The sequence below is a fragment of the Delftia sp. SD018 genome (assembly GCF_017355445.1).
GTDB lineage: Bacteria > Pseudomonadota > Gammaproteobacteria > Burkholderiales > Burkholderiaceae_C > Comamonas > Comamonas acidovorans.
In genome coordinates this window covers 99,660-111,174 of the sequence record NZ_JADDRN010000023.1, presented here as the reverse complement: position 1 = coordinate 111,174, position 11,515 = coordinate 99,660, and the positions used below count along the sequence as shown (strand labels likewise).

Sequence of the window (11,515 nt, the reverse complement as noted above, 5' to 3'; positions counted from 1 at the left end):
ACGCCTGCAGCATGGCGATGACACGCGCCACATAGAACACACCATCTACGAACCGGGCAGCTTCACGCCCCTGGTGCGCCTGAGCACCACGGCCAGCGGCGACCCGCAAAGCGAGCCCCACCTGCTGGTGCAAGCCATCACCGCAGGCCTGCCCGACCCGGACGACCCCAACCACACGCCGGCCCTGGCCCTCATGCAAACCATGCTCGACGCCATGCCGCGCGACATGCAGCAAGACGCCGCCCGCCATCTGCGCCACACCCTGGACCACGGCCTGCCGCCCAGCGCCCAGGCCATGCTGGGCGAACAGGCCGAAAGCACCGCGCGCCTGCTCACCGGCATGCAGGCAAAGCTGCAGGACCAGGAAAAAGAACAGCACGCCCGCATCGCCATCCACCACTACCACTGCGACCACCTGGGCACGCCCATGGCCCTGACGGACCAGACCGGCCAGGTGGCCTGGGCCGCCAAGCTGGACCCCTGGGGCAATGTGCTGCAGGAGTACAACCCGCAGGGCATCCACCAGGCGATCCGGCTGCCGGGGCAGCACCATGACAGGGAGACGGGGCTTTATTACAACCGGCATCGGTATTACGATCCGGTGGTGGGGAGTTATATCAATCAGGATCCTATTGGGTTGGCCGGAGGGGTTAACAAAAGTATATATGCGATAAATCCCATGATTTCCATGGATCCTTTGGGCTTGGCCCCCGTAAAAACGTGTGCAGAGAGAATTTTGAAAGCAGCGGAGAAATTAAATAATCAAGAAAGATACTCATACGCCTCGAATTATGGCTTTGGGTCAAAGAGAAATAAATGTAATCTCTTTGTTCATGAAGTGCTAGAAAATGCAGATGTCGAATCTCCCTCGCGCTACAGATTTGGAATTATCCCAAGAGGACCAGCAACTGCTGGAGATTGGGCAAATCCACAAAAAGCGATTCCCGGATTCGAAATTGTTACGTCTCCAAAGCCTGGTGATATTGTTGCGGTAGCATATCCATATGGGGACGCTACTGGACATGTGGCAGTCGTGACAGGGAGTAGTACAACCATTGGCGCAGGCTCAGAAGACGGATCACATTCAACAGGTTGGCCATGGAATGGGGCATCGCCTAAAGGCAATCCAATATATAGAAGATGCAAAGATTGAAAAAGATGATGAAGACAGTAATTTACATAATAGCCGCAACGCTTGGTTTTCAAATAATATCTTTGCTAACTTTCTTGATGGCACCAATGAAAATTGATTTATCGGATATAGAGGGATTTAATTTATCTTATATTTTTAATAAACTGGGAAATCCAGACTATGATTTGAGTGTCAAAGATATACTGGGATGGCAAAGCCATCGTTATCTAATTCGTCAAAATGTCGAACTTAGGATAAAAGAATCGAACATTAAACCAACTGCTTTCCCTGCATCAATAAGTATTTCAAATACATTGGGAGAAGAAACTCATTATTTCAAGTTATCAAAACACTCAAGATCTGACGGAAATAATAATTTTATTAGAACGACCACCATAACCGTATGGCCATACGGTGATTTTCTAATAAGTAAAGAGATTGTTGAAAATAAAGATCACCAGTCACAGTGAGTCTCGATATGCGTGGATTGTTCAGCCCCATGGATTATAACAAGATGGGGCCAAAACGCGTGCAGATCGCTTGGTCATGTTGGGTATCCACGACGAGCACACCATAAAAATGCCGCAGGAGATGCGCAAGTAACTGCAAAAGCAGGAGCGAGCGCAACAGGGCTCCGTAGCCATCCATCATTACAACTGCGACCACCTGGGCACGCCCATGGCCCTGACGGACCAGACCGGCTAGGTGGCCTGGGCCGCCAAGCTGGACCACTGGGGCAATGTGCTGCAGGAGCACAACCCGCAGGGCATCCACCAGGCGATCCGGCTGCCGGGGCAGCACCATGACAGTGAAACGGGGCTGTATTACAACCGGCATCGGTATTACGACCCGGTAGTGGGGAGTTATATCAATCAGGACCCGATTGGTTTGATGGGTGGGACTAACCCCTGCGGATATGTTAGAAATTCGCCTGTTAATCTGGCCGACCCGCTTGGTCTTGAGTCAGGAACAATGGCGCAACGGGGCTATTTAAGCAAAAATAGAAAGAGCTACCCCGGATTGCTAGGCGAAGACAGTAACGGAGTAATGCTTTTTGATGAAGGCAACAACGACTTTCACAGTTACAACACGAGGAATTCTTGCAAGAAGAGCACAAGTGGCTGCACTCTTAAAAACGTATCCGAAGGACTAATGCGTTATCCAGCTCCAGGTGCAAAAGGGGAGCCTATACAAAACGGCCAGCGCGGTTTCGCAATTCCTGTGGGCCCCCTGAGCCATGTAGTTAATTCAGATCGTACAATGGTCGTTAACGTTACGGGAAATTCGCACCTACTCTACCCAAGAATAGTACGCCGTTGGGTCTCAGAAAGCGCAACTTAGGTGACAGTGCATACGTTCGGGGAAGGTGTTGGTCCTATGGGTGGAATAAACAGTGCACTTGCAGACACACTTTGGGGCCAAGTTGATAAAAATGTCTTCGAATATGCGGAAAGCTGCAAATGATTAAGTTAATACAGCCAAGCATCGTTTCATCTGTAATTATTGGATTTCTCTTTACGGGGTTAATGACGGATAAAGATTATAAATCGCTTTATGTTTATTTTTTCTTATTCGTTTTTCTAATTTCGCTGCCTCTTAATTTTTTGTTTCAATTATTTCTTGTGCATTTAAAAAACAAATACGGCATATTTTTCTATTTCTGTATCTCTGCAACTATTGGGGCACTTGCAGTCATCATAACTAAGAAATTATTTTTCAATTTATCCTTGACAATTGATCTTCTCGATTTTTATTATCTGATATTTGGTTTTTTTGCTGGCATCATTTCGTCTATGATTTTTGTCATATTTGAAATAAAAAATAAACCAATTTGAATGTGCCAGATGGGCGATTTTATGCTCAGCGCCATGCGCACAGCCTGCAGCCCAGCGCCCAGGCGATCCTAGGCGAACAGGCCGAGGGGGCCACACGCCTACTGAGCGGCATGCAGGCAAAACTGCAGGAACAGGAGCGGCAACAGCGCATCGCCATCCCACTACCACTGCGACCCACTGGGCACGCCAATGGCCCTGCCGGACCAGACCGGCCAGGTGGCCTGGGCCGCAAAGCTGGACCCCTGGGGCAATGTGCTGCAGGAGTACAACCCGCAAGGCATCCACCAAGCGATGCGGCTGCCGGGGCAGGCTCAAGACGCCGCCGCTGCTCGTTTAAATAGAACAAGGTATTGATTATGGTAGATTATTCCCTTATCAAAAATATTGCTTTTGGCATAAAAAAATATGTAGAAAAACAGGAGATTCTACATCTTTCTTTCATCAGAGCCCATAGTGATCTTGTGAAGCTATCAAATATAGAATTTCTTCCTCGCAGTGGATTTATTTTTGATGAAGAAATGAATAAATGGGAATTTAAAAAGCATGGGTGTGGTTATGAATTCTCTCATGAAGGTACGGCTATTGATATAAATGATTATTTCCTGTCAAATGGAGATTTTTTTAGCGCAAATAGATTATTCTTCTATTTCGAATCGATTAAATTTAATTTCAAAAACCAAGATACAGACGATGCGATTAAATCTGCCTTGATTTATTTGGAATCTACAGGAGAGATCGTGAAGGTGCTGCCAACGGGGTATTATAAGTTCCTTTCATCTTAATGCTGCCATTAATTTAATTATTAATCTAGTTAATAAATGGTATAAAATCTTATTGATTTTATAAAGTGCATAACACGCTCCAGGGCTACTCACAATCGGCGGGTAACAGGATAGGAAGATATTGAGATGCCTCGCTTGAAATATCCTGAAATGAGGATGGAATTGCTCGGATATTTGAGGAAACTCAAGGATTTGAAGTATCAAATGAAAGCCTGGGTGAATCAGGATTTTCCTGCAGCCGTTCAATACGACCATCTTGATTTGGCCATACTTTTCATTTTTGACGATACGGATCTTGGTAGCGATGTTCGTATGGCGATCGGTGAAATTCTTCTCGATGAGCAGGAGGCAGCACTGATGGGCAGTTGGTGGATGCCATCAATGCCGTCCTTGAGGCGTACGGCACGGACATGCCGGACAGCTTCTACATACAAGTTGCCGAATGGACGAGGGTGGTGGCCTGTGCCGAAAGGGCGTTCGATTGTCTGGAGGGGCGCCACGCCGCTGGTTGCCCCGAGCCGCTGGATTGACACGGGCATGCCTGCCAGCCGACTAGCCGGGGCAAGGCCATGGCTGATCGTGATGTCCAGTCGATGGTGAAGAGTACCGTAGCGTTGCCAGGTTCGTGGAACAACAAGATGTTTTCCACCGGTAGCCCGCCCCAAACCTGCCGGACAATCCATGGAAACCAAGGCACCGTTCCATGACAACTTCAACCCCCCTTCCCGAACCCGAATTGAGGGCCTTCGCCGCAGCGGCGGCCGAGCAGCAGCGATGCACGGACTGCGCTGTGCTGTGGAGGCCGGGCTGGGAGTCCTTGTCGGGGGCGGACAAGACTTCGCATCTGCAGCAGGTTGGTGCGCTGGGCACGCCGGAGACACGGGAATTGCTCGATGAATATCACCCACAGGGCACGAACCAGTGGTCGCCGGATGCTCCCATCGCCCTGGGCTGGCACCCGTACAACCGCTGCACGCTTTGGCGCTGCCACCATTGCAATGCCGCTTTTCTGCGCTACACGGAATACGGCGGCTACTACCAGGACGATCGCATCCGCCCGCTGCTGGCGCATCTGATCGTCACGCCCGAGCAGGGCCGCGTCTGAGCGGCGCTGCTCGGCCGGCTCAGGTCCAGTCGAACGTGAACAGCACCGTGCGGCTTTCCGGCTCGTAGAACAGCAGGATGCTGTCCGCGCCCGTGGCGCACCAGTTGTAGCCGGCCACGTTGGCCACGTGGAAGAAGGGCTTGCCGTCGCGGGTGATGCGGATGCCGTCGTCTTCCAGTTCATCGCCCATGCCGGCGTTTTCCGCTTCGTCCAGCTGAAAGGCCGGGGGAATGGGCGGGTGGCCGGTCCAGTTGCCGTACCAGATGCCGCCGCCCAGGCTGTCCAGGTAGTCGTGCTCCATGGGCTCGCCCGTGCCGTAGCGCGAGTAGCTGGCCAGGCGGCCGTGCTCGGCGTAGTAGGCACTGGCCTTGGCGTGGCTGGCCAGCATTTCGTCGGTGTGCTCGCAGGCGAAGGCATCCTTGGTGAACTGGCCGCCATGCTGCGGCGCGCGCTGGAAGAAGCCTTCGTTGCCCAGGAAGCGGTAGCGGTTGTCGGGCGTCAGCTCCAGCGCAAACCAGTTGGGGGCGGTGAAGGCGTTGTGGTGGGCTTCGGTCTCATCGCCGATGCAGCCCTCGAAGGGCTCGACAGGGCACAGCATGTGGACCACGGTGCCGGCCAGTTCGGGCCGCACCAGGCCCAGGTCGATGGAGATCAGCGGCAGCAGGTGCTCGGCCAGCCAGGGCTGGTCGGCCACGAAGATGTCGGCGGCATCGGGGAAGGGGGTGAGGCCCGGCCTCAGTTCGCGGACTTCGGTTTGCTGGGTCAAGAGGAACTCCTGGGTGAGGGGGTGGTGGTGCCGGGGGTGATCTCGAAGATGTCCTGGTCCGATGCGGCCGCGCTCTCGTGGTAGATGTCGTAGAGGTACTGCGCCAGTTCGGCGTGGGTGACATCGCAGGGAATGGCCAGCAGGGCGGGAGCACGCTTGCCGTCGGCGCCGACGTTGAAGCAGCGCCACTGGGCCTGCGCGCGTTCGATGGCGATGATGCGGCCGAAGACATTGAACCGGTATTTTTCCAAGGGAGATCCTCCTGGCGATCCGGCATCGTAGCGGCTGTCGGGGGGGCTCATGCGTGTTCTCCCTAGGTTCGTGCCGGCGTTTCGTCTATATATTTCAAACCTAAACTATTCAGGCTTAAAGTTCTTGGGCCTGGATTCTGAACCTGGGGCGTCCTGTGCCGTCGCCCTGCGAGAAAAGGGTTTGCGGTATGAAGATCGTTTGCATCGGCGGTGGTCCCGCCGGCCTGTACTTCGGCCTGCTGATGAAGCTGCAGGACCCCGCCAACGAGGTCACGGTGGTGGAGCGCAACCGGCCCTACGACACCTTTGGCTGGGGCGTGGTGTTCTCGGACGCCACCATGGACAACCTGCGCGAGGCCGATCCCGTGTCGGCCCGCACGATTGGTGACGCCTTCAACCACTGGGACGATATCGACATCCACTTCAAGGGCCGCAGCCTGCGCAGCAGCGGTCATGGCTTCATCGGCATAGGCCGCAAGAAGCTGCTCAACATCCTGCAGGCGCGCTGCGAGGACGTGGGCGTGAAGCTGGTGTTCGAGAACTTCGTGCAGGACGACCAGGCGATTGCGCGCGAGTACGACGCCGACCTGGTCATCGCCTCGGACGGCATCAACAGCCAAGTGCGCACGCGCTATGCCGATACCTTTCGGCCCGATATCGACCAGCGCCGCTGCCGCTTCGTGTGGCTGGGCACGACCAAGGTGTTCGATGCCTTCACCTTCGCCTTCGTGCAGACCGAGCACGGCTGGTTCCAGGCCCATGCCTACCGCTACGAAGACGGCATGTCCACCTTCATCGTGGAGACGCCCGAGGAGACCTGGCAGGCCGCCGGCATCGAGCAGATGAGCCAGGAAGAGGGCATTGCCTATTGCGAGAAGCTGTTCGCCCCCTGGCTGGACGGCCATGCCCTGGTCAGCAATGCCACGCACCTGCGCGGCTCGGCCATCTGGATCCGCTTTCCGCGCGTGATCTGCAATACCTGGGTGCACTGGAATGCGCTGGACACGCCGCGCGGCCCGCGCAGCGTGCCCGTGGTGCTGATGGGCGATGCGGCGCACACGGCGCATTTCTCGATTGGCTCGGGCACCAAGCTGGCGCTGGAGGATGCGATCGAGCTGGCGCGCAGCCTGCGGTCTGCGGGGGGCATCGAGGCCGGCCTGCGCCACTACGAGGAGGTGCGCAGCGTGGAGGTGCTCAAGATCCAGAACGCGGCGCGCAATTCCACGGAATGGTTCGAGAACGTGGAGCGCTATGCGGGCCTGGAGCCGGAGCAGTTCGCCTATTCGCTGCTGACGCGCTCGCAGCGCATCTCGCACGAGAACCTGCGCCTGCGCGATGCCGCCTGGCTGCAGGGCTTCGAGCGCTGGATTGCCGAGCATGCGGGCGAGACCGTGCCCGAAGGCCGCCGCCCGCCCATGCCCATGCTCACGCCCTACCAGGCGCGCGGCCTGCGGCTGAAGAACCGCATCGTGGTCTCGCCCATGGCCATGTATTCCTGCACCGACGGCGTGCCCGGCGATTTCCACCTGGTGCACCTGGGCGCGCGCGCCATGGGCGGCGCGGGCCTGGTGATGGTGGAGATGACCTGCACCTCGCCCGACGCGCGCATCACGCCCGGCTGCCCCGGGCTGTGGAACGACGAGCAGGCGCAGGCCTTTGGGCGCATCGTTGATTTCGTGCACGCGCAGGGCGGTGCTCACATTGGCGTGCAGCTGGGGCATGCGGGGCGCAAGGGATCAACCCAGCTGGGCTGGCAAAAGATCGACCATCCGCTGGAGCAGGGCAACTGGCCGCTGCTGTCGGCATCGGCCCTGCCCTATATCGAGGGACTCTCGCAAGTGCCCGCCGCCATGACCCGCGCCGACATGGATCGCGTGCGCGAGGACTTCGTGGCCGCCACGCGGCGCGCCGCGGCAGCGGGCTTTGACTGGCTGGAGCTGCACTGCGCCCACGGCTATCTGCTGTCCAGCTTCATCTCGCCGCTGACCAACCAGCGCGATGACGAATATGGCGGCAGCCTGGACAACCGCCTGCGCTTTCCGCTGGAGGTGTTCGAGGCGGTGCGCGCAGCCTGGCCGCAGGACCGGCCCATGTCGGTGCGCATCTCGGCCCATGACTGGGTGGAGGGCGGCATCACGCCCGACGATGCGGTGGAGATCGCACGCCGCTTCAAGGCGGCGGGCGCGGACATGATCGATTGCTCCTCGGGCCAGGTCAGCCCCGACCAGAAGCCGGTCTACGGCCGCATGTACCAGACGCCGTTTGCCGACCGTGTCCGCAACGAGGCCGGCATACCGACCATTGCCGTGGGCGCCATCTTCGAGGCCGACCATGCCAACGCCATCATCGCCTCGGGCCGGGCCGACCTGTGCGCGCTGGCGCGCCCGCACCTGGCCGATGCGGCCTGGACGCTGCGCGAGGCCGCACGCCTGGGCGCCCACGATGTGGACTGGCCGCCGCAGTACCAGCCCGGCAAGCGCCAGTTGGAAACCAACTTCGAACGCGCCGCCGCCATGGCGCAGTTGGACGCGAAATGAAACTACACCCCCTGAGTCGCTTCGCGCCTTCCCCCGTGTGCACGGCGCCCTCTCTCGCTTCGCGGGAGGGGGGCATACGGGCCACCGGCGACACCGTCGGTGCGGGGCGGCGCGGCCGGCCCAGGCCCTTCCTCGGCGTCCCTTGCTGTGTGGCGCGCCGGTTTCATAGGTTGCGGGTGGCTCGCATCGCCACGGGTGATTGAAATGACCATATCTTTGAATCTTCTTGAAGAGCGCCATGCCCTGGTGACGGGCGGGGCGCGCGGCATAGGCCTGGCCTGCGCGCGGGCGCTGCTGGCGCGCGGCGCGCGGGTCACGCTGCTGGGACGCGATGGTGCGGCGCTGGAGGCTGCCGTGCGCGAGCTGGGCGGCACGGCACCGGCAGCACAGATGGTGCAGTCCGTGCAGGCGGATATTGCCGACGAGGCCTCGGTGCGCCAGGCCTTCGCGCAGGCCGAGGCGGCCTTCGGTCCCGTGCAGGTGCTGGTCAACAACGCGGGCCAGGCCAGCAGCCAGAAGTTCGAGCGCACCGATGCCGCACTGTGGCAGGCCATGCTGGCCGTCAACCTCACGGGCACCTTCCACTGCATGCAGGCCGCGCTGCCGGGCATGCTGGCTGCGCGCTGGGGCCGCATCATCAATGTGGCCAGCACGGCAGGGCTGATCGGCTATGCCTATGTCAGCGCCTATTGCGCGGCCAAGCATGGCGTGATCGGCCTCACGCGCTCGCTGGCGCTGGAGACGGCGGGCAAGGGCGTGACGGTGAACGCGGTCTGCCCCGGCTATACCGAGACCGACATCGTGCGCGGCGCCGTGGCCAACATCGTGGACAAGACCGGCATGACGGCGGATGAGGCCCGCGCCAGGCTGGCCGAACGCAACCCGCAGGGCCGCCTGGTCCAGCCCGAGGAAGTGGCCGAGACCGTGGCCTGGCTGGCCTTGCCGGCGTCCGCCTCGGTCAACGGCCAGTCCATTGCCGTCGACGGCGGCGAGGTGATGACCGGCTGAACCCGGTCCACCCCCGTTTTCTGAATTCTTGATGGAGACACCATGAGCACCCAGCCCGAAGAACACAGCATGAAGCACCACAAGCGCCCCCTGGCCGGCTACGAGGCCAGGACCTTTGTGTGGCAGGTATCGGCCGACGGCAAGATCGGCACCATCACCCTGAACCGGCCCGAGCGCAAGAACCCGCTGACCTTCGGCTCCTACGCCGAGCTGCGCGACCTGTTCCGTGCCCTGGTCTATGCCACCGACATCAAGGCCGTGGTGGTCACGGGCGCGGGCGGCAATTTCTGCTCGGGCGGCGATGTGCACGAGATCATCGGCCCGCTCACCAAGATGAGCATGCCCGAGCTGCTGGACTTCACGCGCATGACGGGCGATCTGATCAAGGCCATGCGCGCCTGCCCGCAGCCCATCGTGGCGGCGGTGGACGGCATCTGCGCGGGCGCGGGTGCCATGGTCGCGCTGGCGGCCGACATGCGCCTGGGCACGCCCGCGGCGCGCACGGCGTTTCTCTTCACCCGCGTGGGCCTGGCCGGTGCCGACATGGGCGCCTGCACGCTGCTGCCGCGCATGATCGGCCAGGGCCGCGCCTCCGAGCTGCTGTACACGGGCCGCGCCATGACGGCCGAGGAGGGCGCTGCCTGGGGCTTCTTCAATGCCCTGCATGGCGCCGAACAGATCGGCGAAGCCGCCCACGCGCTGGCCGCCCAGCTGGCCGCCGGCCCCACCTTTGCCCATGGCGTGACCAAGAAGCTGCTGCACCAGGAATGGAACATGGGCGTGGACGAGGCCATCGAGGCCGAAGCCGAGGCCCAGGCCATCTGCATGCAGACGCGCGACTTCCACCGCGCCTACGAGGCCTTCGTGGCCAAGCAAAAGCCTGTCTTTGAAGGAAACTGAAAATGCGTGATTCCTCCTGGCTGGACTGGCCCTTCTTCGACGACGCCCACCGCACGCTGGCGCATGAGGCCGATGCCTGGTGCGCCCAATCCCTGGGCGATGTGGACCACCACGATGCCGATGCGGCCTGCCGCCAACTGGTGAAGGCCCTGGGCCAGGCCGGCTGGCTGCGCTATGCCGTGCCGTCCGGCCCCGGCGGCGCCTGGGGCGGGGCCTTGCCCGAGGTGGACTCGCGTGCGGTCTGCATCCTGCGCGAGACCCTGGCCCGCCATGAAGGCCTGGCCGACTTCGCCTTTGCCATGCAGGGCCTGGGCAGCGGTGCGATATCGCTCATGGGGTCGGATGCGCTGCGCCAGCGCTACCTGCCGCGCGTGGCGCGCGGCGAGGCCATTGCGGCCTTTGCGCTGTCCGAGCCCGATGCCGGCTCCGACGTGGCTGCCATGGCCTGCGAGGCGCGGCTCGAAGGCGATCACTATGTGCTCAATGGCGCCAAGACCTGGATCTCCAACGGCGGCATTGCCGACTTCTACTGCGTGTTCGCCCGCACGGGCGAGGCGCCGGGGGCGCGCGGCATCAGCGCCTTCGTGGTCGATGCGGACACGCCGGGCTTTTCCATTGGCGAGCGCATCGAACTGATCGCGCCGCACCCGCTGGCCACCATCCGTTTCGACAACTGCCGCATACCCGTGTCGCAGCGCCTGGGCGAGCCGGGGCAGGGCTTCAAGCTGGCCATGATGACGCTGGACATCTTCCGCGCCTCGGTGGCCGCCGCCGCACTGGGCTTTGCGCGCCGCGCGCTGGACGAAGGCCTGGCACGCGCCAAGTCGCGCCGCATGTTCGGCCAGACCCTGGGCGACCTGCAACTGACCCAGGCCGCGCTGGGCGACATGGACACGGCCATCGACGCATCGGCCCTGCTGACCTACCGCGCCGCCTGGATGCGCGATGTGAAGAAGACGCGCACCACGCGCGAGGCGGCCATGGCCAAGATGACGGCCACCGAATCGGCCCAGGCCGTGATCGACCGCGCGCTGCAGATGTTCGGCGGGGGGGGCGTGGTCTCGGGCATGCCGGTGGAGACGCTGTACCGCGAGATCCGCGCGCTGCGCATCTACGAGGGCGCGACCGAGGTGCAGAAACTCATCATCGCGCGCGAGCTGCTCAAGGCCTGAGCGGCAGGCTGCCCATTCAACGCAAAG

At 60.3% G+C, this 11,515-nt stretch carries 11 protein-coding genes and 2 pseudogenes; 11 read left to right on the top strand and 2 right to left on the bottom strand.

The annotated features are described in order from the left end of the window. The 7 genes and pseudogenes from INR38_RS21385 to INR38_RS21355 form a co-directional block, all read left to right on the top strand. On the top strand, window positions 1-1,153 hold a 1,153-nt coding region (locus INR38_RS21385; protein ID WP_207442916.1), incomplete at its 5' end, for an RHS repeat-associated core domain-containing protein. Next, window positions 1,141-1,602, top strand: a complete 462-nt coding sequence (locus INR38_RS21380; protein WP_207475991.1) for a hypothetical protein — start codon at window positions 1,141-1,143, stop codon at window positions 1,600-1,602. The genes INR38_RS21385 and INR38_RS21380, both read left to right, overlap by 13 nt. A 121-nt stretch (window positions 1,603-1,723) precedes the next feature. Continuing rightward, window positions 1,724-2,092 (top strand): annotated as a pseudogene (locus INR38_RS21375) (RHS repeat-associated core domain-containing protein); the annotation flags it as partial. Window positions 2,093-3,005: 913 nt separating this feature from the next. Continuing rightward, a pseudogene (locus INR38_RS28770) lies at window positions 3,006-3,276 on the top strand (RHS domain-containing protein); the annotation flags it as partial. A 47-nt stretch (window positions 3,277-3,323) separates the two neighbouring features. Next, window positions 3,324-3,749 (top strand): hypothetical protein, encoded by a 426-nt coding sequence (locus tag INR38_RS21365; RefSeq protein ID WP_207442918.1) that lies wholly within the window; start codon window positions 3,324-3,326, stop codon window positions 3,747-3,749. A gap of 126 nt (window positions 3,750-3,875) precedes the next feature. Next, complete coding sequence (locus INR38_RS21360; protein ID WP_242699146.1) at window positions 3,876-4,349, top strand: hypothetical protein; 474 nt, start codon at window positions 3,876-3,878, stop codon at window positions 4,347-4,349. Window positions 4,350-4,452: 103 nt separating this feature from the next. Beyond that, entirely contained in the window at window positions 4,453-4,854 is a 402-nt protein-coding gene (locus INR38_RS21355) for a hypothetical protein (protein ID WP_034368079.1), read from the top strand. A 19-nt stretch (window positions 4,855-4,873) separates the two neighbouring features. Here the strand turns inward: INR38_RS21355 and INR38_RS21350 are convergent, their stop codons facing one another. After that, window positions 4,874-5,620, bottom strand: coding sequence for an enolase (locus INR38_RS21350; protein ID WP_207442919.1), 747 nt, complete (start codon window positions 5,618-5,620; stop codon window positions 4,874-4,876). Next, window positions 5,617-5,871 carry a hypothetical protein gene (locus tag INR38_RS21345; RefSeq protein ID WP_013801796.1) on the bottom strand — a complete coding sequence of 85 codons (255 nt, stop codon included), beginning with the start codon at window positions 5,869-5,871 and terminating at the stop codon, window positions 5,617-5,619. Before INR38_RS21345 ends, INR38_RS21350 begins: the two co-directional genes overlap by 4 nt. A gap of 188 nt (window positions 5,872-6,059) precedes the next feature. On the opposite strand from INR38_RS21345, the gene INR38_RS21340 reads away from it, so the two are divergent. The 4 genes from INR38_RS21340 (at window position 6,060) to INR38_RS21325 (ending at window position 11,488) form a co-directional block, all read left to right on the top strand. After that, window positions 6,060-8,408, top strand: a complete 2,349-nt coding sequence (locus INR38_RS21340; RefSeq protein WP_097201988.1) for a bifunctional salicylyl-CoA 5-hydroxylase/oxidoreductase — start codon at window positions 6,060-6,062, stop codon at window positions 8,406-8,408. 204 nt (window positions 8,409-8,612) lie between these two features. Next, on the top strand, window positions 8,613-9,416 hold the full coding sequence (locus INR38_RS21335; protein WP_207442920.1) for an SDR family NAD(P)-dependent oxidoreductase: 804 nt from the start codon (window positions 8,613-8,615) through the stop codon (window positions 9,414-9,416). A gap of 42 nt (window positions 9,417-9,458) precedes the next feature. Then, a complete protein-coding gene (locus tag INR38_RS21330; protein ID WP_012206272.1) occupies window positions 9,459-10,316 on the top strand; it encodes an enoyl-CoA hydratase family protein in 858 nt (285 codons plus the stop codon). Window positions 10,317-10,318: 2 nt separating this feature from the next. Then, window positions 10,319-11,488 (top strand): acyl-CoA dehydrogenase family protein, encoded by a 1,170-nt coding sequence (locus tag INR38_RS21325; RefSeq protein ID WP_207442921.1) that lies wholly within the window; start codon window positions 10,319-10,321, stop codon window positions 11,486-11,488. Window positions 11,489-11,515 lie beyond the last annotated feature (27 nt).